General features: G+C 56.8%; 22 protein-coding genes. 11 read left to right on the top strand and 11 right to left on the bottom strand.

Annotated elements, in window-relative coordinates; translation table 11 throughout:
• Positions 1-56: 56 nt before the first annotated feature.
• Positions 57-518, top strand: coding sequence for a L,D-transpeptidase (locus SYNCC9902_RS08500; RefSeq protein ID WP_232179208.1), 462 nt, complete (start codon positions 57-59; stop codon positions 516-518).
• 11 nt (positions 519-529) lie between these two features.
• Here the strand turns inward: SYNCC9902_RS08500 and SYNCC9902_RS08495 are convergent, their stop codons facing one another.
• Positions 530-1,486, bottom strand: coding sequence for a hypothetical protein (locus tag SYNCC9902_RS08495; protein ID WP_011360450.1), 957 nt, complete (start codon positions 1,484-1,486; stop codon positions 530-532).
• A gap of 219 nt (positions 1,487-1,705) precedes the next feature.
• Entirely contained in the window at positions 1,706-2,659 is a 954-nt protein-coding gene (gene hemC / locus SYNCC9902_RS08490; RefSeq protein WP_011360449.1) for a hydroxymethylbilane synthase, read from the bottom strand.
• Between the two features lie 121 nt (positions 2,660-2,780).
• Between hemC and SYNCC9902_RS08485 the strand changes: the two genes are divergently transcribed.
• Positions 2,781-3,245, top strand: a complete 465-nt coding sequence (locus SYNCC9902_RS08485; RefSeq protein WP_011360448.1) for a DUF6561 domain-containing protein — start codon at positions 2,781-2,783, stop codon at positions 3,243-3,245.
• 157 nt (positions 3,246-3,402) lie between these two features.
• On the opposite strand, the gene rpoD is transcribed toward SYNCC9902_RS08485, so the two are convergent.
• Complete coding sequence (rpoD, locus tag SYNCC9902_RS08480; protein WP_011360447.1) at positions 3,403-4,758, bottom strand: RNA polymerase sigma factor RpoD; 1,356 nt, start codon at positions 4,756-4,758, stop codon at positions 3,403-3,405.
• A gap of 313 nt (positions 4,759-5,071) precedes the next feature.
• On the opposite strand from rpoD, the gene priA reads away from it, so the two are divergent.
• The gene (priA, locus tag SYNCC9902_RS08475; protein ID WP_041425502.1) at positions 5,072-7,318 is read left to right on the top strand and encodes a replication restart helicase PriA; all 2,247 of its coding nucleotides are present in this window, start codon (positions 5,072-5,074) and stop codon (positions 7,316-7,318) included.
• Here the strand turns inward: priA and SYNCC9902_RS08470 are convergent, their stop codons facing one another.
• Positions 7,319-8,380, bottom strand: a complete 1,062-nt coding sequence (locus SYNCC9902_RS08470) for a DUF3153 domain-containing protein (protein WP_011360445.1) — start codon at positions 8,378-8,380, stop codon at positions 7,319-7,321.
• Between the two features lie 235 nt (positions 8,381-8,615).
• Here SYNCC9902_RS08470 and SYNCC9902_RS12755 point away from each other — a divergent pair, with 235 nt between their 5' ends.
• Positions 8,616-8,789, top strand: a complete 174-nt coding sequence (locus SYNCC9902_RS12755) for a hypothetical protein (protein ID WP_011360444.1) — start codon at positions 8,616-8,618, stop codon at positions 8,787-8,789.
• A gap of 24 nt (positions 8,790-8,813) precedes the next feature.
• Here SYNCC9902_RS12755 and argB read toward each other — a convergent pair whose 3' ends face one another.
• Complete coding sequence (gene argB, locus SYNCC9902_RS08465; protein WP_011360443.1) at positions 8,814-9,719, bottom strand: acetylglutamate kinase; 906 nt, start codon at positions 9,717-9,719, stop codon at positions 8,814-8,816.
• Positions 9,720-9,722: 3 nt separating this feature from the next.
• Positions 9,723-10,265, bottom strand: a complete 543-nt coding sequence (locus SYNCC9902_RS08460) for a DUF2854 domain-containing protein (protein ID WP_011360442.1) — start codon at positions 10,263-10,265, stop codon at positions 9,723-9,725.
• A 72-nt stretch (positions 10,266-10,337) separates the two neighbouring features.
• Here SYNCC9902_RS08460 and SYNCC9902_RS08455 point away from each other — a divergent pair, with 72 nt between their 5' ends.
• On the top strand, positions 10,338-10,526 hold the full coding sequence (locus tag SYNCC9902_RS08455; RefSeq protein WP_041425500.1) for a hypothetical protein: 189 nt from the start codon (positions 10,338-10,340) through the stop codon (positions 10,524-10,526).
• 6 nt (positions 10,527-10,532) lie between these two features.
• On the opposite strand, the gene SYNCC9902_RS08450 is transcribed toward SYNCC9902_RS08455, so the two are convergent.
• Positions 10,533-11,039 (bottom strand): single-stranded DNA-binding protein, encoded by a 507-nt coding sequence (locus tag SYNCC9902_RS08450; RefSeq protein ID WP_011360440.1) that lies wholly within the window; start codon positions 11,037-11,039, stop codon positions 10,533-10,535.
• Positions 11,040-11,068: 29 nt separating this feature from the next.
• Here SYNCC9902_RS08450 and SYNCC9902_RS08445 point away from each other — a divergent pair, with 29 nt between their 5' ends.
• Both SYNCC9902_RS08445 and cutA read left to right on the top strand, forming a co-directional pair.
• Positions 11,069-11,863: a precorrin-6A/cobalt-precorrin-6A reductase gene (locus SYNCC9902_RS08445; RefSeq protein ID WP_011360439.1), complete on the top strand. Its 795-nt coding sequence runs from the start codon at positions 11,069-11,071 to the stop codon at positions 11,861-11,863.
• Positions 11,856-12,188 carry a divalent-cation tolerance protein CutA gene (cutA, locus tag SYNCC9902_RS08440; RefSeq protein ID WP_011360438.1) on the top strand — a complete coding sequence of 111 codons (333 nt, stop codon included), beginning with the start codon at positions 11,856-11,858 and terminating at the stop codon, positions 12,186-12,188. Before SYNCC9902_RS08445 ends, cutA begins: the two co-directional genes overlap by 8 nt.
• Here cutA and SYNCC9902_RS08435 read toward each other — a convergent pair.
• From SYNCC9902_RS08435 to SYNCC9902_RS08420, 4 genes are all read right to left on the bottom strand, one after another.
• Positions 12,169-13,182 carry an adenosine kinase gene (locus SYNCC9902_RS08435; protein ID WP_011360437.1) on the bottom strand — a complete coding sequence of 338 codons (1,014 nt, stop codon included), beginning with the start codon at positions 13,180-13,182 and terminating at the stop codon, positions 12,169-12,171. The genes cutA and SYNCC9902_RS08435 overlap by 20 nt on opposite strands.
• Before the next feature lie 40 nt (positions 13,183-13,222).
• Positions 13,223-14,542 (bottom strand): adenylosuccinate synthase, encoded by a 1,320-nt coding sequence (locus SYNCC9902_RS08430; RefSeq protein WP_011360436.1) that lies wholly within the window; start codon positions 14,540-14,542, stop codon positions 13,223-13,225.
• Positions 14,543-14,627: 85 nt separating this feature from the next.
• The gene (gene psb27, locus SYNCC9902_RS08425; protein ID WP_011360435.1) at positions 14,628-15,053 is read right to left on the bottom strand and encodes a photosystem II protein Psb27; all 426 of its coding nucleotides are present in this window, start codon (positions 15,051-15,053) and stop codon (positions 14,628-14,630) included.
• Positions 15,054-15,077: 24 nt separating this feature from the next.
• Positions 15,078-16,859 carry a proline--tRNA ligase gene (locus tag SYNCC9902_RS08420; RefSeq protein WP_011360434.1) on the bottom strand — a complete coding sequence of 594 codons (1,782 nt, stop codon included), beginning with the start codon at positions 16,857-16,859 and terminating at the stop codon, positions 15,078-15,080.
• Positions 16,860-17,005: 146 nt separating this feature from the next.
• Here SYNCC9902_RS08420 and SYNCC9902_RS08415 point away from each other — a divergent pair, with 146 nt between their 5' ends.
• From SYNCC9902_RS08415 to SYNCC9902_RS08400, 4 genes are all read left to right on the top strand, one after another.
• The gene (locus SYNCC9902_RS08415; RefSeq protein WP_011360433.1) at positions 17,006-17,473 is read left to right on the top strand and encodes a hypothetical protein; all 468 of its coding nucleotides are present in this window, start codon (positions 17,006-17,008) and stop codon (positions 17,471-17,473) included.
• A 75-nt stretch (positions 17,474-17,548) separates the two neighbouring features.
• Positions 17,549-17,809, top strand: coding sequence for a hypothetical protein (locus SYNCC9902_RS12750; protein WP_198001734.1), 261 nt, complete (start codon positions 17,549-17,551; stop codon positions 17,807-17,809).
• The gene (locus SYNCC9902_RS08405; RefSeq protein ID WP_011360432.1) at positions 17,751-18,260 is read left to right on the top strand and encodes an inorganic diphosphatase; all 510 of its coding nucleotides are present in this window, start codon (positions 17,751-17,753) and stop codon (positions 18,258-18,260) included. Before SYNCC9902_RS12750 ends, SYNCC9902_RS08405 begins: the two co-directional genes overlap by 59 nt.
• A 70-nt stretch (positions 18,261-18,330) precedes the next feature.
• Positions 18,331-18,690: a 2Fe-2S iron-sulfur cluster-binding protein gene (locus SYNCC9902_RS08400; protein WP_041425496.1), complete on the top strand. Its 360-nt coding sequence runs from the start codon at positions 18,331-18,333 to the stop codon at positions 18,688-18,690.
• The last annotated feature ends 1 nt before the right edge of the window (position 18,691 follow it).

The following is an 18,691-nucleotide window of genomic DNA, read 5'->3' as shown; positions in this document are numbered from 1 at the left end:
TGAGACCAGCAGGACTTATGCGTCTTATGCGGCTTGCGTCGTGTGTGTTTCCCGTCATGGCTGCTGCACTTGCGATGGCAGTCCCGGTCAGGGCGGAGGAACTGGCCTTGAATACCTCGTTGCCATCGCGCATTCTTTTGGATCTGCAGCGCCGTGAAATCAGCGTGGTGCTGGATGGTCGGATGCGTGGCTCCTGGCCGGTGGCGATTGGTGACCCCAAGACCCCAACGCCTCAGGGGGAGTTCTCGATTCTCACGAAAAAAATTGACCCCATTTACGTTTCAAAAAAGTCTGGACAGCGCAAGGAACTGAGCGGTCCAACAAGTCCGATCGGTGATCGTTATTTGGCCTTCCATCGCAACGGTCGCGGTGAATTCGGAATCCATGGAACTCCCTGGCCCCATTGGGTGAAGACCCGTGCTGCCGTCAGTTTGGGTTGCGTTCGCATGCTGAATGTTCACGTTCGCCAATTGTTTGACCTCGTTGACGTGGGGACAACCTTGGAAATCCGAGGCTGAGATCGGTTTCTTCAGTCTTTGATACCCCAGTTTTGTTGAAGCTTGATGAGAGGTTGATCCGCCACGGTGAAGTAATCGATGGCAAGGAGGTCTTGCTGGCATTGGCGGCCGCGGCGTAAGGCATGGGCGACCCGTTCGGCCATACCGGGTGCGGAGATTTGATGTGGATGGCTACCCGCCACAACACTGTCGAACAGCCCACCTTCGTACATCGCCATCACGCCAAGGAACCAAAGGGTGGCACCAGGTTTGTTGCTGCTTGCGGCGCCGAAGGCGGCGTTCTCCACTTCTCCAATCACCGTGACGTCGTAGTTCCCCAGCACATGCAGCCAATCGTGATGGGCCAGTGCAGCATTCGCTCCTCCCAATTCTCCAGGGGTCTGGAAGCCATGGTTTTGATAGTGGGCCCAAACTGCTGCACCGAGCGTGCCCTCTGGCAGTTGGGCGAGTGATCGCCACTGTGTTGCTAAGTCGGGATTTTCTTCCACCGTGAATGTCCATGCCTGGGGTCCGTGTTGCTTGAGCAGTTCTTCGAATCCTTGTTGCTCACGGTCTTCTTCTCCCATCCAAAACAGTCGATAAAAGTCGCTTTGGGCCTGAGCCCGAGCTTGTCCGGCAACATCCCTCGCCAGAGTTAGCGCTCGATCATGAACGTTGAGCTGCTGCGCCCAATGCTCCAGGGAGCGTTCGAGCTCCTCCGGGATGGGACTCAGCATCATTTCCGTGAGCACTAGGAGCTCAATCAGTTCACGACGTTGAATGTTTCCTTGGAAAATAGCCTGGGCTTGGTCGACATCAATGGCATTGATCTTGTGGAAATCAATGTTGATATCGAGAAGTTCTCGGAAGATCAGATTTAAAAAATACGGTTGAAATTCTGAGCACCAGCGTCCATTTAGTCGACATGCTCCAGCGACAGATGCCGCCACCTGGAGGGCTTGGTCGGGTGTGGTGTGGGAAAGAAACATAATTGGCTTTCAATTTTTCAATCGTCGTTCTATTGATTGGCTTTCTGAAAAGTTTGCTCTGGTTGCAATTTATTGAGTCTATTGAATCCTATTTCTGACCATTTTTAGATCCAAATAATCTCAATATTGCATCACGATTGCAGGCCTGCCCTGCTCGCAACGGGCATCACTCGCCAGACTTATTGGCAATGTTGGGCCCATTGTTGGGCTGTGGTTGGCTTAGGCCTCGGGGCGGACGGCGTCGAAGATCTCCTTGAGAATCTCGCCAGCTCCAAGCCCCTTTAGCGTTGCCGCCAGCTCAAGACCAATCGATTCGGGGTCGGTGGAGGGGCCTGATGCCTGCTCTCGGATCAAGCGCTTCCCGTCGAGGCTGGCCACCATGCCTGTGAGGATTAATTGGTCGCCCTCGAAGCGTGTGTTCACACCAATGGGCACCTGACAGCCTCCTTCCAGTTCACGGAGGAAGGCGCGTTCGGCGAGGCAGCGCTGGGACGTGGGCCCATGCTCGAGCACTTTGATGATCTCCATCACGTCTGGCTGGTTTTCAACGCATTCGATCCCCAGGGCGCCTTGTCCCACGGCATGGAGAGAAATATCCCCAGGAATGGATTGGTCGATGCGATCTGCAAAGCCGAGTCGACCCAGGCCAGCCGCGGCAAGGATTAGGCAGTCATACGCACCGCTGTCGAGTTTCTCCAGACGGGTAATCACGTTGCCGCGGACGTCCTTGAACTCCAGGTGGGGATAGTGATGCCTCAACTGGGCAAGGCGCCGGAGTGAGCTGGTGCCCACCACAGCTCCTTCGGGGAGTGTCGCAAGATTGAGATGTTTGTTTTTGGCGTGCAGCACCAGGGCATCGGCGGGATCTTCCCGTTCGGTGATGCAACCGAGCATTAGCCCCTCAGGGAGATTGGTCGGTAGGTCTTTTAAGGAATGAACAGCGATATCCGCACGCCCAACAAGCATTTGGGCCTCGAGTTCCTTCGTGAACAGCCCTTTGTCGCCAATTTTGGCCAGGGCAACGTCGAGAATCTTGTCGCCCTGGGTGGCCATCGCTTCCACCGTGATCGTCAGGCCTGGGTGAGCCTTTTCCAGTTCCGCTTTGACCCAGTTGGTTTGCACCATGGCCAGCTGGCTGCGTCGTGAAGCGATGCGCAGTTCGGTGAGGGCCATGAATTCGGCGAGTCAGCCGCCAAGACTACGCAGTCGAGCGCTTCGAAATAGCCTTTGTGAAGGGAATGCGTGATTCACATTGTGAACAACGCTTAACATTTGCAAAGTATTCGGCTGTGCGATGCCAGGTCCAGTGGTGAACGGAGTGCGCCAAGTCGGCGTTCTTGGTCAGGGACCGAGTGATAGCTCCGCTCAAGAAGCGTTGTTGCCACTGATGTCTGAAGGGCGCATTCGCTTGTTGCTTCTTTCCAGTGGAGAAGTGTTGATGGCTCGTCTCAGGAACACCACCGACCGGGATGGCGACCATGCGTATCAGCTCATACGGCCTCGCTTGGTTCGGCGAAGCTCCTCACAAGAGTCTGATTGGAGTTTGCATCCCTATCTGTTGGGTCTCACCACCCAAAGCAATGTGGTGTTGTTCAAATCGGCGGTTGCATCTGTGTTGGACCCGGATCCTTTGTTGATTCAGGCCTATGCCGAATCCACGAATCAGGAGTGCCCCCTCGAGGAGACCCCGGTGGAACGACTGAAACGGGCCTTCCAGGAATTCACCGAAAGCGTGGATGCCAATCAAACGTTGGATTAAATGATTTTGATGCTGTTATTGGGGCGATCAATTTCCGATCAAAGAAAAACCCCAGCTCAACGCTGAGGCTCGTTCTATTTCATCTGAGATGGGCGTCTCATTTCCCTTGCACCTTTTTACAAGCGACTAAAGACGCACTGAGCAGTTGGCTTTCTACTTATTTGATGTATTCCTTGAGAACACCATTGCGGTTGGGATGCCGCAATTTGCGAAGGGCCTTCGCTTCAATTTGACGAATCCGCTCTCGGGTTACGTCAAAAATCTGGCCAATCTCTTCGAGGGTTTTCATGCGACCGTCATCCAGGCCGTAGCGCAAGCGCAGTACATCGCGCTCGCGGGGGCTGAGGGTAGCCAGCACGCCTTCAAGATCCTCACGCAGAAGATTTTTGGCAACGTCCTGTTCGGGGTTTTCGATGTCGGCTTCGATGAAGTCGCCCAAGCGGGAATCTTCTTCTTTCCCGATCGGGGTTTCAAGGGAGATCGGCAATTGAGCGCTCTTGGCGATGAACCGCAGCTTCTCGATGGTCATTTCCATCGATTCCGCAATTTCCTCTTCTGTTGGCTTCCGACCGAATTCTTGGGACAGAACCTTGGTGGTCTTCTTGATCCTCGAGATCGTTTCGTAAAGGTGAACAGGTAGGCGAATCGTCCGGCTTTGGTCGGCGATCGCCCGTGTGATCGCCTGACGAATCCACCAGGTGGCGTAGGTGGAGAACTTGTAGCCCTTTTCGTGATCGAATTTTTCAGCGGCGCGGATCAGGCCAAGGCTGCCCTCTTGAATCAGGTCCTGGAAACTCAGGCCTCGATTCATGTATTTCTTGGCAATCGACACCACAAGGCGCAGGTTGGACTGCACCATTTTTTCCTTGGCTCGTCGGCCCAGCATCAACCGCCGGCGGAAGCGAATGAGCGGCATCTCAACGAGTGCTGCCCACTCCTTTTTGTCGGGCTCACGACCGTTATCGCTTTCAAATTGTGCGGCCAGCTCTTCTAGATAAAGAAGGTCGGCAATTTTGCGGGCCAGTTCGATCTCTTCGTCAGGTCGCAAGAGGCGAATGCGTCCGATTTCCTGCAGGTACACACGAATCGAATCTTCGGTGTAGACCCCCTTCGGCCCGATTTTGATGCTGGCCAAAGCCTTTGCTTTGGCTTCTTTTTCTGCACTGGCCGCTTTGGCTTTTTCCTCAGCTGTGAGTTCTGGTGCCGCAGTTTTGGCTTTTGGTGTAGCTGCTTTCTTGGCTGTTGTTTTCTTGGCCGCGCTTTTCACTGACGTCGCCTTTGTTGCTGCTTTTTTTGTTTTCCCTTCTGATGTCTTGGTGCTGCCGTCTGCCTTGGCAAGAAGTTCGTCTGCTGCCGCATTCAAATCCTCAGCGCTTGAGCTTGCCTTCCGTTTCCGTGCCGGAGCTTTTTTTGTTGCGCCCTTGGCAGTCGGCACCACATTCTTCACCTGTCCTTCGGCGTTCGCCAATAGAACGATGTCCGGTTTCGCGGATTTGGTGGCAGCAGGAGTCATAGGTGTAGTGAGTGCGGGTAAGGAAGCGACAGGGACGTGTCTTGATACCGCTTTGGTAGCGGTCTTCTACGAAAGTGGGGGGTAAGCCAATCGGAAGACCGTCAACGCTCCGATTATTTGGAGGATTAACGGGAGTAAATGAGATGGTGTTTGGTGTGATCGCCAAGCGAGTGGTACACACATTTGTGCTGAGCTGTCCGGGGTGGTCTCAGACTGGTCTTGAGGTTTAGAGCGATGCTCTAATTCCAAGACTTCATGTCTTCCCGCTGGATCGAGCGCAGCGTTGGCTTCCATGGCCAACCTCAATATTTTAATGAAGTCTTTCGAAGTTTGCAAGTTGCCTTTGCAACCCCAGAGGCTGGTTGACGTTTGGTTGGAGGCTGGTCGAGAAGGGCGTTCGTTTAGCTATCTCGCGAGCACAGAGCTAGGGCTTCAATCCGGTGATCTTGTTCGCGTCCGCCTGCGTGGGCGGTCGATGAATGGATTGGTCGTCTCCGAGCGTGCGTTGGACTCCTCTTCCATCGAGGGTTTGCAGCCCGTGGAAGCCTTGCTTCAAAAGGCTGCGGTTGACCCCTCTTGGAGTCGCTGGCTGGAGCAGGTGGCGTTGCGGTGTCATCTCAGTTCCTTTCGCATGCTGAAAGCGGCTCTCCCGTCTGGGTGGCTAGGGCAAGCGCGCAGTGTTGGACTCGCAGGGGCTCGACAGTTGTGGTGGGTGCAGTGTCTTGAGTCGACCGATGTTGAACATCAGCCCACGCCCCGGCAGCAAGAGCTTTTGGATTGGTTGTCTGAGGGTGGTGGAGGTGCTTGGCAGAAAGATCTTGAAGCTGCTGGATTCGGGGCTGGGTTGCTCCGCCCTCTCGAGCGGAACGGTCGGGTTGAGCGGACGCAGCGACGTTGGAATGGTGAAGTAGCGCGAAGCTCGGATCCGCTGGAGCTGCCGCAATCCCTCAAGCCGGAGCAGGCAGACGCGATTGAGGTTTATCAGGCTTTGCCAAAGGGGGCTGGCTTATTGCTTTGGGGTGTAACGGGCTCAGGCAAAACCGAGGTCTATCTGCAGCTGGCTGCCGATGAACTGGCCAAGGGCAGGCACGTATTGCTGCTCACCCCCGAGATTGGCCTCATCCCCCAATTGGTCGACCGTTGCCGCCGTCGGTTTGGGTCCAGGGTTGTGGAATATCACAGCGGATGTCGTGACAGTGAAAAGGTGCGCGGGTGGCGCCGTTGTCTGGATCCGGATCAACCCCTCGTCGTGGTGGGGACCCGTTCTGCCATCTTCATGCCACTAGCCCCCCTCGGGCTCGTGGTCCTCGATGAAGAGCACGACAGTTCCTACAAGCAGGAATCACCGATGCCCTGTTATCACGCCCGTGACTTGGCCATGGACCGGGTTGTTCGGCATGGCGCACGGTTGGTGTTGGGGAGTGCAACCCCTTCTGTCGAGAGTTGGTTGAGCTGTCAGCCCGGCGGGCCCTTACGCCTCGCGCGACTCAAGGAACGAATTTCAAAGCAGGATCTACCCCCGGTGCATGTGGTCGATATGCGCCATGAACTGGCCGATGGTCATAAGCGATTGGTGAGTCGCCCTTTGATGGAGCGTCTGGCGGCGCTTCCTGAGCAGGGTGAGCAGGCCGTGGTGCTCGTTCCGCGACGGGGCTACAGCCCGTTCCTTGGCTGTCGCAGTTGTGGAGAAGTGGTTCAGTGTCCCCACTGCGACGTGGCCTTAACGGTCCACCGAGGTCAGGGGGGAAAGCAGTGGCTGCGATGCCATTGGTGTGATCACCGTGAATCGATGGAGACCCGTTGCAGCCACTGCGGATCAACAGCATTCAAGCCGTTCGGTGCTGGGACGCAGCGGGTGTTGGAGCTCCTTGCTGAAGAGCTTGAAGGCCTGCGATTACTGAGGTTCGATCGTGATTCCACCGGTGGGCGCGATGGACATCGCCGCTTGTTGGATCGTTTTGCGTCTGGCGAGGCGGATGTGCTGATTGGAACGCAGATGCTCGCCAAGGGTATGGACTTGCCTCGGGTCACCTTGGCGGCCGTTTTGGCTGCCGATGGACTGCTGCATCGTCCCGATCTTCGTGCTGGAGAACAGGCCCTTCAACTGCTTCTTCAGTTAGCAGGCCGTGCCGGCCGAGGGGAGAAGCCAGGGCAGGTGTTGGTGCAGACCTACTCCCCGGAGCATCCGGTGATTCAACACCTGGTGGATGGCCGATATGAACTGTTTTTGGCTCAAGAGATTGAGCTGCGCCGCGAGGCGGGCCTGGTCCCCTTTAGTCGCGCTTGTCTGTTGCGCTTGTCTGGAGAATCAGCCAGTGCGACAGCCACAGCTGCATCGGTTCTTGCGGAACGGCTGAAGCCCCTCTGTCAAAAGCAAAATTGGTGGTTGTTGGGGCCTGCGCCTGCACCGGTCGCGCGAGTCGCTGGTCGAAGCCGTTGGCAACTTCTTTTGCATGGTCCGGTGGGCTCTGCCCTACCTCTCCCGCCGGGTCAGGCTCTTTGGGAGGCATTGCCCCGCGGCGTTGCACTCTCTGTCGACCCGGATCCACAGCAGCTTTGATTAGGCGGGAAGTTCGGGAAATCCGAAACCCAACTTGCGGCGAACACCTTGCAAGAGAAGGCTGCAGCCCATCAACACCAGAATCAACAAGCTGCCGAGACCAAGGGGGCTCCACCGCCAGCTGGATTGTTCGAGCTCGACTTGCTCACCGCTGTGGATGGTGTGCTGAAGCTGGCCATGGTCGAGCCGCAGATTGACCTCTAGCCCTGGGATGTCGGGGAGATGACGGAGATCGAGATTGAGGCGAAGGTGTTGTTCGACTCCGACCAGCCAATTGCGTTCCACGAGGTTGAACTCCGGCGGCGGTAGCGGCTCAACCCCAGCGCTCCGTCCAGCCAGGGTCACCATGGTTTGCAACAGCAGGTTCAAGTCGCGTGACGATTGAACTCCAGGGGTGATGCGTTGACGGCCGGGACTTGGATGCTCGATATGGAGTCGAGGTAACTCGCGTTTCAAATTTTGTTCAAATTTTGTCTGCCACGGCATCGGCTGGTCGTTGATGCTCTGCACCTGCCAAATGAGTTCCATGCGGTCTGGCCCGGTGAGTTCCACATCGGCATCAATCCGAACGCATCCGCTCAGTAAAAGGGTGAGGCCGGCCAGCACGGCGATGACGACAACGGCAAATCCAACGGCTGGAGCCCGTGTGGGACCGGTTGGTGGTGGCGGTGGAGGTTTGGGTTTTCTGGAGCGGCGTTGGCTACTGACGGCTGGAGAAGATCCACCTGTTGCGGTGACCTCAATCGCAGGCAGTCGCATGGTCCAGCTGTCGGGACGCTCGAGGCTGGGGGCATCGAGAATGGCGACCAGCTGTTTGCCCTGTTGACGCTTGTCCACATCCCCGCTTCGGCTCAAAGCGCGGGCCATGGTCAAGGCCTGTTCATCTTGGCCTTGACCCATCCAGGAGGTGATCATTAGGAAACGCACCTGTGACCCCTCTGGTGTTGAGATCGGGTGCATGTCAGCCAGGGGGGTGAGCAGCTCTAGGGCTTGGCCATAGTCCCCACGCTCCAAGTGGGCATCAATGGCACGGAGATTGAGGGGCGGTCGTTCACTCGTCACGCTTTGTTCCGCAGGTAGCAGCCCCCGTGACTTTCTCGGTCGGCGAGCATCGCCTCTAAGTCAGCTTTTAGAGCAGTTTATGGACCGCTTGGTTTGGCATGGAGGAGTTGGGTTGTGTCAAAGATCGCGATCGACCACCTCACGGGAAGCTGCCACCTTTGGCCCAGAGGCCAGTGGATGCCCACGGTGGAAGCTCAGATCTCGATAGCTTTTCAATCGTGAATGGCTTAACTCGATGAAGCGTCATCCAAACATCGCCTTTTTTGGCGGCACCGTTGTGATTGCTCTGATGGTGCTTGCCGCGTTTTCCAACATGGCCGTGGCCGGTGGCTGCGCTCGAAGCGGTGAAGGCAACACGATCAGTTCGGAGCAGGTTGAGCAAAAGCAGAACCGTGACGCTGACGCTTAGCTGCTGTTGTTCGCTCAAGGCTGACTAATTGTCTGCCTCGCTGGAATGGTTTTCGCGGCCCACAACCATGGTTCCGATCCCCGCATCGGTAAACACTTCCAGCAACAGGGCATGGGGAACACGTCCATCCAGGATGTGGGCGGCAGCGACCCCTTGGGCTAAGGCCCGAATGCAGCACTCTGTCTTTGGTGTCATCCCTCCTGCAACCACCTCGTCTTCGATGAGCTGACGCGCTTCCGACAAACGGAGCTTGCGAATTAACGATTCAGGATCATTCCGATCCCGAAGAATTCCAGGGGTGTCGGTGAGCAGGATCAATTTTTCTGCTTGGAGTGATGCGGCTAGTTCTCCCGCCACCGTGTCGGCATTGATGTTGTGGGCTCGGCCATCGCTAGGCGTTGCTGCAACACTTGAAATCACGGGTACGTACCCCTTGTTGAGCAATGGCTCCAGAACATCTGGGTTGATACGGGCGACATCTCCCACCAGCCCATGGCTGCCGTCACCCCATGGACGGGCTTCCACCAAGCCACCATCGCTCCCACTGAGGCCTACGGCCCGCGCGCCCAATTGGTTCAACCCATTCACGATTTGCTTATTCACGCGACCCACTAACACCATCTCCACCACATCCATGGTGTCGGCATCTGTGACGCGTAAGCCGTCTCGAAATTCTGCCGGGATTTGAAGCCGTTTCAGCCATTGATTAATTTCCGGTCCACCACCATGAACCACGACTGGTTGAACGCCGACACAAGCGAGAAGAGCGATGTCGCGAAAAACAGCAGCCCTTAGTTCGGCGTGGGCCATGGCAGCACCGCCGTACTTGATCACAATCCGACGTCCTGCGAAGCGCTGGATGTAGGGCAGGGCCTCACTCAGCACAGAAACGCGTAGGGCGTCATTTGCGGTATGGCTTAGATCATTCATCAACTAGGTGGCCTGAACAGGCAATAGCAAGAGATCTAATTGGTCACCCCCGAGATCTTTGATTTCAGCCCGCAGTCCTTTTGCGAAGAAACGGCCCAATCGCGCCTCCCGTTCAGTCCAGCGTTCAAGGGAAACCGCTCCCAACTGAAAGCGCATCCGAAGGCCGTACCCGTCTTGGGTGTCGAGTTCTTCAATCTCCTCAAGTTGAGGGGGGTTGTCGTCGTCCCACAGCTTGAGGGCCTCCAGGGATGATTCGAGATGTGCTTTTTGCCCGTAGCGCCACCGTGTGACGTCGTTAACTAATTTTCCAAGTTCTGGATCGGCTGCCTCTCGCTGACTCCGGAGGGTTTCCACCGGGGTGATCCTCATGGCTGGGGGTAATTCGGAAGATTTCAGCGCCAATCCCCCAAGCAAAATTGGAATTCCATAGAAAATCGTCGGCAGGCTGAGATTGGCGCTGCCTGTCGTGTAAGCGATGGCACCAACCACTGTGAGCGCACCACCGGCGACCGTAATCAAGCTGCCTGGGGAGAAGTAATCCTTCATGGATGCCACTGGGTGGTCGCCATTGTGACTGGCTGGCGACCAGGATGGGACCTCATCAAAGACTCCGTATCCGTGTCCCAGTCCCCGTCATCTGAGATACAGGAACTCCTCCAACAATTGGATGGGGATCGCAGTTGGTTGCTGCAACAAATTGATGGTGGCCGTTGGCCTGATCTACGACTTGATTTAGCCGCTCTGGAACGGGAGTTGGGACAAATGATTATTCGAGCCACGGAACTTCATGAAGACGCCAGTCGCTGAAGGGCTTTAGAAGGGAATGTCGTCCGTATCGGGCACAAGCGGAGCCGCATTCCAGCTCGTTGGTTCAGGTTCGCTCCGTTGTGGAGTGGCAGCGGGCGCAGCTTTGGTGGGGGTCGGACGCTCAGGCCGGGCCGAACCACTGGGCGTCGGCGATCCTTGGGTTGATGAATTGACTGTTGATGACGTGGCCGTTGATGAAGTGGTGGGGGACGCACCGACCGGATGTAGGCGGGCCAGAGTGAACTCGGCACGTTTTTCCTTCATGCCATCGCCGCGCGGAACGGTGTTCATGCGCAGACGCCCTTCAATCAAAAGCCGTTGGCCCACTTGAACGCGATTTTGCAACTCCTGGGCCAGGTTGCCCCAGCCCACCACCTTCAATTCGCTTGGAGGATCTCCATCGCGCAGAGGATCGAATCGCACCGACATCTCGGCAATGGGGGTCTGATTGTCTTGGGTGTATCGAACCGTCGGCGCGTCGATCACCTCGACCTCGAGCACGCAATGGTTCATGGCTGCTTCTGTCTTCGGCGCACATCCTGATGCACGACCCTCCTCTTGACCAGCCTCGTGTCTGGTTGCTGGCCGGAACCGGCGATGGTCCACGCCTAACCAGTGCTCTGCTTCAGCGCAATTGGCGGGTGAGGGTGAGTGTTGTGAGTCCTGCGGCAGCGGAGGCTTACAGGGGGTTGGCGGTGGAGAGCATGGCCATTGGTGCCCTCGGGGGTGTGCGGGGAATCGCGGAAGAACTGAAGCGTCAAGCAACGCTTCACTGGGTGGTCGATGCCACCCACCCATTCGCAACCAAGATCAGCCAAGACTTGGTTGAGGCGTGCTTAGCCGCGCAGCAACCGCTGTTGCGGTTTGAGCGCCCGTGGGAGGAGGGCCATGCTGCGACCCATCTGCTCCAAACCGGTGCAGATTTATCGAGGATGGCCCTCTCAGGGCAGCGACTGTTGTTAGCCGTTGGTGGACGTCATCTGGCTGAGATCGCGGCTTCTGCTCGCTTGGCAGGGGGTGATCTGTTTGCCCGTGCCATGCCCACGCGGTTGGGTTTGCGTTCGGCTTTGGCTGCTGGATTGCCCCCTGATCACCTGGCGGTGGTGCGACCGTCGCAGGGGGAACCACCTGGTCAAGTTGAGCGGGCGTTGTGCCGGCGCTGGGGAATTACAGCAGTGGTCTGCCGTCAGTCCGGTGGCATGACAGAACGTCTATGGCGTCGGATTGCGGAAGAGCAGCGGTTGACCTTGTTGCTGCTCAGGCGACCACCTCCACCATCAGGTGTGGACACTGTTGTTGGAGAAGCCGCCTTTCTGAAATGGGTCGACCATGGCTGAGTCGAATTCTTTGATGTTGGTGCTCACCACGGAGGGTGATGCCCAGCGAGCTAAAGCACTAGCCCGTTCGCTTCTCGAACGTCGGCTTGTGGCCTGTGTGAGCCTGCAAACCACCCAAGCTCTCTATCACTGGGAGGGCGAGATCCAGATGGATGGTGAGGTGCAACTTCTGATGAAAACCACGGCTGATTGCCTCGAGAGGCTTCAGCAAGTGCTTGGGGAGTTGCACAGCTACGACACCCCCGAGTGGTTGTGTTGGCCGGCGACGGCTTCACCGGCCTATGGACGCTGGGCGATGGAGCTTCTCAGCTCAGATGGGTGCTAACTAGCTCTTGGAGCGAAACCTGAGGGCGAGCTCCCAATTGCGTCACGATCTGCCCCGCGCAAATAGCGCCGAGCTTGCCGCAGCGCTCCAGGGACTCCCCTTGGGTGTAGCCGTGCAGGAAGCCACCGGCATAGAGGTCTCCGGCACCGGTGGTGTCGATGAGCTCTCCGAGACCCACGATTCCAATGTCCCAGCGTTGGTCGCCGCTCATGACGACAGAACCCTGACTGCCGCGGGTGATCGCGATCACGCTGCAACTGCCGCGCACGCTCTCGAGGGCTGCATCGAAGTCGTCGGTTTGATACAGCGACTTGATTTCAACTTCGTTCGCGAACAGAACATCGACATGACCATTTACGAGGTCGAGAAAGCTGTCACGGTGACGATCCACGCAAAAGCCATCGGAGAGGGACAAGGCCACCTGTCCATTCGCAGCACGGCATGCCTCTGCTGCTGCGATAAAGGCGCGCTTCGCTGCGGGACTATCCCAGAGATAACCCTCGAGGTAGAGGACTTTGGTGTCGCTCACCATCGAGAGATCGAGATCGTTCGGTTCGAGCTGGGTTGAGGCTCCAAGGAAGGTGCACATCGTCCGCTCTGCATCAGGGGTGACGTAGATGAGGCAACGGGCCGTTGTGGCACCAGTGGTGGCGGCTGGAGTGTCAAAGCGAGCGCCGACGGCCCGAATGTCGTGGCTAAAAATTCCCCCCAGTTGATCGTCTTTAACGCGTCCGATGAAGCCGGCTCGGCCTCCCAGTTGGGCGATTCCCACCATCGTGTTGGCGACCGATCCACCGGAGGTCTCCAGTCCAGGGCCACTGGCGGTGTACAGGGCTTCTGCCTGTTGTTCATCAATGAGCGTCATGCCGCCTTTTTGCAGGCTGTGCTGCGTCAGGAACGCGTCGTCGGTTTGAACAAGCACATCAACGATGGCATTGCCGATGCCGACGACATCAAGACTGCAAGTTTTGGGGAATCGGACGTCGGAGGCCATGACCAGAGCGCTTGTCGCTCCGAAGTATGGCGGTCGGCCGTTAAGCGCTTAGGAGGGCTCGCTTTGGACCATGGATTGGATCTTCCACCACAATCGTTTGATCTCGGCTCGCCCCAAGGGACACGATGGCGATCGGGACCTCCATGAGATCAGCGAGAAAGCGCAGGTAGTCCATCGCCGCTTTCGGCAGATCCTCAAGCTTTCGGCATTCTTCCGTGGAGCATTGCCAACCCTTCATTGTTTCAAAAATGGGTTTGCAGCGGGCGAAATCATCGGAGCTGCTTGGGAAGTACTCGATTCGTTCACCGTCGAGTTCATAGGCCACGCACACCTGAATCTCATCCATTTCGTCGAGCACATCGAGCTTGGTGATCGCAAGACAGTCGAGACCGTTCACTTGAACGGCATAACGGCCGATGACACCATCGAACCAACCGCAGCGGCGCCGGCGACCGGTGGTGGTGCCGAATTCCCCCCCCCGCTCGGTGAGCTGGTCATTCAGGCTCCCGCTGAGTTCAGTCGGGAAAGGTCCTTCGCCCACCCGAGTCGTATAGGCCTTGGCGACACCAATGACACGGTCGATCAGGGTGGGGCCGACGCCCGCTCCAATGCAAGCTCCGCCCGAAACCGGATTGGACGAGGTGACGTACGGGTATGTGCCGTGGTCGAGGTCCAACAACGTGCCCTGGGCACCTTCAAACAAAATATTTTTACGAGCTTTTGCTGCGCTGTGAATGGCGCGCGTGCAATCCACAACGTGTTTGGAGAGCCGCTGGCCGTACCCCAGGTATTCCTGGATGACGGCTTCTCCATCGAGGGGTTCGATGCCGTAGATCTTTTCTAAGAGCTCATTTTTTTCAGTGAGTGGGCCTTCCAGTCGGTTGCGGAGTCGCTGCTCATCCAGCAGATCAATTACACGGATCCCGCTGCGCTGTGATTTGTCGGCATAGGTGGGGCCTATGCCTCGCCCCGTGGTGCCGATTCGGCGGTCGCCGCGCTGTTTTTCCATCGCCAGATCAAGCAGGCGGTGGTACGGCATGGTCACGTGGGCCGACGACGCCAGTCGAAGCCCTGAAATATCGATGTCGTTAGCGAGCAGCATGTCCAACTCGCCAAGCATCACCTTGGGATCCACCACCGTTCCTGGTCCGATCAGACAGATGGTGTCTGGGTAAAGGATTCCGGAGGGAATGAGATGAAGTTTGAGCACACGTCCGTCGACGACGATCGTGTGCCCTGCGTTCACCCCTCCCTGATATCGCACCACCACATCGGCGGAGCGGCTCAGGAGATCAGTGATCTTTCCTTTTCCTTCGTCACCCCATTGAGCGCCGATGACGACAACATTGGCCAAGGACACGGCGGCCCGAAGCCGCAGATCTGCACAATCCGCGAGTATTTCAGATCCAGTGTCCCTACGTCAAAAGTTGTTGTCTTTTGTGGGATCAGGTTCCGCGAACAACTGCTTTTTGAGCCTTGTTCAATTCCTTGGCCAGACGATCGTGTAAAGCCTCTGGCAGGGGGCGATTCGCATAATTGGCGTAATGGCCAGCGAGGGAGTTAAGGGCCGTTTGCATCGTTGTGAAGGAGCTCAGACCGTTCACGCGCGGCTGGGGGCGATAACGCGACACGTAGTCGGTAATCAACGAGCGTGCATCGCTCTCCGCTTGTGCATGGCTGGGATCGTCCTGGGGGATATCGATCACCTCGAGAATCGTCTGGGCCACCGAGATCGTGTCATCGGCGTAGTTGCCTGTCAGGCGAGCATCTGGGTCGCCACTGCAAGCGGTTAGCAGTAAACACAGACCCAATCCCAGGGCGACAGCTGCCCGCGACAGGGGTTTGAACAGGCGAGCCAGTGCTGAGAGCATGACACTGTTGAAAGTTGTCGAACTTTAAGGGCGCAGTGTGCGGAGGAGCTCTTTCAGAGCATCTGCATGGGGCAACTTCTGCACCGCACGGTTGGCACGCTCGACCAGCTCAACGACCCCGTCGCTTGCATCACGACCGACAACAACGCGCCAGGGAATACCGATGAGATCGGCATCTTTGAACTTCACGCCAGCCCGTTCCTTGCGGTCATCGAATAGAGCATCCACCCCAGCAGCAAGCAATTGCTTGTAAAGAGACTCGCCCAGTTCGGCCTGCGTTTGATCCTGCATGTTGGCCACCACAACAATCGCTTCATAGGGGGCAATCGCGGCGGGCCAGCAGATGCCAGCGTCGTCGTGGTGCTGTTCAACGGCTGCTTGGGCTAGCCGTGAAATTCCAATGCCGTAGCAGCCCATCCAAAAGTGTTCGGTCTTGCCGGCTTCGTTGGTGAAGCGGCTGTCCATGGCTTCGGAATACTTTCGTCCCAGTTGAAAAATGTGTCCCACCTCGATGCCTCTCTTCTCGATGAGATGAGCCTCGGGATTGTGAACACAGGCTTCACCGGCTCTGGCCTTGCGCAGGTCGAGGCTTTTGGGTGCTCCACCGAGATCGGCCCACGTGGCATAGAGGCGGTGCTGATCGGGTTGATTTGCCCCACAGACCATGCGATCCATGGCTGCGGCTGTGCTGTCGGTGCAACGCAGAAATTGTTTCGTCCAACTGCGTGCTGAGCGCAGCACGCCATCGTCTAGATCCGGTCCGATAAAGCCGAGGGGAATGGTGTCAATGCCCTGTTTGTTTAGGTCTTCAGTCTGGATTGGACGGCAGTCCAAGACCTCTTGCCCTGATAGGCGCCCCACCGCATTGATCAGTTTCACCTCGTTGAGGTCTTGATCCCCTCGCAGGCTGATGAGGAGGGGCTGTTCAACGCCGTCGTCCAAGCGGGCGATGAACAGTAAAACTTTGATCAGTTGGCTTTGATGCCAGCCATGGGAGCGGCAAAGCACGTCGATGCTGGTCTCATCTGGAGTGCTGATCAGCTCCATTGAGGCCCCTTCGAGGGGGATCGCCTTGGAAGGAGTCGAGATGGCCTTTTCTTGGTTGGCGGCATAGGTGCCGTCGTCGCTCAACAAGATCAGGTCTTCGCCTGCATCGGCGGTGACCATGAACTCTTGAGACGCAGCGCCTCCGATGGCACCGCTATCGGCATCAACGGGAACCGCTGCCAAGCCACAGCGTTCAAAAATGCGTCGATAGGCCTGATCCATCTCCAGATAAGTGTTCTGGAGATCGGCCTCGTTGGCATGAAACGAGTAGGCATCTTTCATGATGAATTCACGCCCACGCATGAGCCCAAAACGGGGGCGAATTTCATCCCGAAATTTGGTTTGGACTTGGTACAGATTCACCGGCAGCTGTTTGTAGGACTGCAACAGCTCCCCAGCGAGACTGGTCACGACTTCTTCGTGGGTTGGCCCCAGTCCCAGTTCTCTCCCCTGTCGGTCTTCAAGGTGAAACATGATCCCCTCTCCGGCGGTGTAGCCCTGCCATCGGCCACTGCGTTGCCACAGTTCAGCGGGATGTAGCTGAGGAAGGAGAGTTTCTTGGGCCCCGGCGGTGTTGAGTTCGTCTCGAACAATGGCAGTAATCCGTTGGATCACCTTCCACATCAACGGAAGGTATCCATAGATACCTGACCCAATCCTGCGGATGTATCCCCCGCGTAAGAGCAATTGGTGTGAGGCAATCTCTGCTTCTGCTGGCACATCCCGGAGCGTCACCAGCAACAGGCGGGAGACGCGCATGGGAAAGAGTTCAAAGAGTTTTGGAAGCTATCACCGGCTTGATCTGGTGCCGCTGCCGGAAGTGTCCGTTTCTCTTGGATACCCCTGTACGACCTGAGTCTCAACTGCTACCGTCCGAGCCATCAAGCTATAGCGCGCGGACCTCAATGTTTCCTCGATCTGTTGAAAGTGTGGCCTCACAAGTTCAACAATCAGTTGATATCTCGATGGAAACCCCCATCGTCTCCGCGCAATCTGATGCTCTTGTTGGCATCGATGACGTTCAGAAGTCTTTGAATCGTTCCCGGGCTTCGGTGTATCGCTACACCAACACAGACCCCCGAAATCTCAACCCTCCTTTTAACCCTCGCAAGCTCAATCCCGAGTATCGGAGCGATCAAAAAGATCCTCTTTATTTTCATCCCAACGAGGTTGCTCGTTTTGCCAAGGATGTTCTTCGGATTAAGGAGGTCACGGTTGAGGTTTTGAATTCACCCTCAACAGCCACGCAACAAATGCTGGGAGCCATTCTTGAGGAGCTCAGAGGGATTCGGGCTCATCTTGAGGGTTCAGGAGAGGAAGCACCATCCGACCTGGCCGCGCGACGCGATCGTCAAGAACGTCCTGCTGCGTAACGACGCAATCGATGACAGACTGAGCAACATCTTTCAACGATGAGTTGTGGATGCTGCTCTGCAGCCTCCTATTCCATGGCTTCAGACCCATCATTCCCATCCGGTGACGACGGCCTCCCTGCCGCAGACTCTGATGAACCGTTCAGTCCGAGTGCACAAATCACTGCGATAACAGGGCTGTTGATCGCTTGTTTCAGTCTCGGAGCGCCGCTGGCTGCTGTCATCACCGATCGTTCGATTTCGCCATCACGACTGATCCCCACCACCTTGGATCGTCATGGATCTCCGCCATCTGCCCCCGTCTCCCTCACCAGGGTTGATCAACCTTCTCGTTGAAATTCCCGCAGGAAGTCGCAACAAGTATGAATATTCTGCCGAGTCAGGAGTGATGGTTCTGGATCGGGTCTTGCACGCATCAGTGCGATACCCATTCGATTACGGATTTATCCCGAATACCTTGGCGGAGGACGGCTCTCCCCTCGACGCCATGGTGATCATGGCGGAACCAACCTTTGCAGGATGTTTGATCCGGGCCCGCCCCATCGGGCTGCTGGATATGAATGATCACGGTGCCTACGACGGCAAAATCCTGTGCGTGCCAGAAGCCGACCCACGACAAGCCTCCATCAACAGCATTCGGCAGATCGGCGCATCACGGCTCGAAGACGTCGCTGAATTTTTCCGCACTTACCGCAATTTGGATGGACGAGTCGTGACGATTAGCGGTTGGCGGGATGTCCATGCAGTGCAGCCATTACTCGACTCCTGCATTAAGGCCGCGAATTGATCTGAAATTGGTCCCCTCTTGATGGCCAGATGCTTGTAAGTTGGTGCGCACTAGAGATCCAGCAGAACCCGTGCCCACCATCCGATTTGAGCAGGAAGGAGAACAGGTTGGGTGCATTGAGGGTGCAAATCTCCGTAGGGCGTCCTTGGACGCTGGAATTAATCCCTACAAGAGCCTCAATAACCTCAACAATTGCAGCGGTGTTGGCCAGTGCGGCACCTGTGTCATGGAAGTGGTGGAGGGCCAAGACAACCTGTCCCCCCGCAGCGACGTTGAAGAGGTTTACCTCGCCGATCGCCCGGCTAATTTCCGCCTCAGCTGCCGCACAACCGTGTTTGGTGACATCACGGTTCGCACCAAGCCCGAGGAGGGAGTGGGTCGCGGTTCGAACAGCCTTGTTGGTGCCATTAAGTCGTTGTTTGGCCGCTGAT

Origin of the sequence: Synechococcus sp. CC9902, from assembly GCF_000012505.1 — a bacterium.
In the GTDB taxonomy this organism is placed as follows: Bacteria; Cyanobacteriota; Cyanobacteriia; order PCC-6307; family Cyanobiaceae; genus Parasynechococcus.
The sequence above is the reverse complement of the archived record's forward strand: the minus strand, read 5'-3'. Positions and strand labels throughout refer to the sequence as shown.

Bases quoted from the DNA above. Each gene is read 5' to 3' on its own strand.
- hemC (WP_011360449.1), bottom strand. From the start codon at position 2,659: ATGGCCCTCACCGAACTGCGCATCGCTTCACGACGCAGCCAGCTGGCC.
- SYNCC9902_RS08450 (WP_011360440.1), bottom strand. From the start codon at position 11,039: ATGAACCATTGCGTGCTCGAGGTCGAGGTGATCGACGCGCCGACGGTT.
- SYNCC9902_RS08415 (WP_011360433.1), top strand. From the start codon at position 17,006: ATGTTTCCTCGATCTGTTGAAAGTGTGGCCTCACAAGTTCAACAATCA.
- rpoD (WP_011360447.1), bottom strand. From the start codon at position 4,758: ATGACTCCTGCTGCCACCAAATCCGCGAAACCGGACATCGTTCTATTG.
- SYNCC9902_RS12750 (WP_198001734.1), top strand. From the start codon at position 17,549: ATGGCTTCAGACCCATCATTCCCATCCGGTGACGACGGCCTCCCTGCC.
- SYNCC9902_RS08405 (WP_011360432.1), top strand. From the start codon at position 17,751: ATGGATCTCCGCCATCTGCCCCCGTCTCCCTCACCAGGGTTGATCAAC.
- SYNCC9902_RS08500 (WP_232179208.1), top strand. From the start codon at position 57: ATGGCTGCTGCACTTGCGATGGCAGTCCCGGTCAGGGCGGAGGAACTG.
- SYNCC9902_RS08485 (WP_011360448.1), top strand. From the start codon at position 2,781: ATGCCAGGTCCAGTGGTGAACGGAGTGCGCCAAGTCGGCGTTCTTGGT.
- SYNCC9902_RS08445 (WP_011360439.1), top strand. From the start codon at position 11,069: ATGCACGACCCTCCTCTTGACCAGCCTCGTGTCTGGTTGCTGGCCGGA.
- SYNCC9902_RS12755 (WP_011360444.1), top strand. From the start codon at position 8,616: ATGAAGCGTCATCCAAACATCGCCTTTTTTGGCGGCACCGTTGTGATT.
- priA (WP_041425502.1), top strand. From the start codon at position 5,072: ATGAAGTCTTTCGAAGTTTGCAAGTTGCCTTTGCAACCCCAGAGGCTG.
- SYNCC9902_RS08420 (WP_011360434.1), bottom strand. From the start codon at position 16,859: ATGCGCGTCTCCCGCCTGTTGCTGGTGACGCTCCGGGATGTGCCAGCA.
- argB (WP_011360443.1), bottom strand. From the start codon at position 9,719: ATGAATGATCTAAGCCATACCGCAAATGACGCCCTACGCGTTTCTGTG.
- SYNCC9902_RS08460 (WP_011360442.1), bottom strand. From the start codon at position 10,265: ATGAAGGATTACTTCTCCCCAGGCAGCTTGATTACGGTCGCCGGTGGT.
- SYNCC9902_RS08435 (WP_011360437.1), bottom strand. From the start codon at position 13,182: ATGGCCTCCGACGTCCGATTCCCCAAAACTTGCAGTCTTGATGTCGTC.
- cutA (WP_011360438.1), top strand. From the start codon at position 11,856: ATGGCTGAGTCGAATTCTTTGATGTTGGTGCTCACCACGGAGGGTGAT.
- psb27 (WP_011360435.1), bottom strand. From the start codon at position 15,053: ATGCTCTCAGCACTGGCTCGCCTGTTCAAACCCCTGTCGCGGGCAGCT.
- SYNCC9902_RS08495 (WP_011360450.1), bottom strand. From the start codon at position 1,486: ATGTTTCTTTCCCACACCACACCCGACCAAGCCCTCCAGGTGGCGGCA.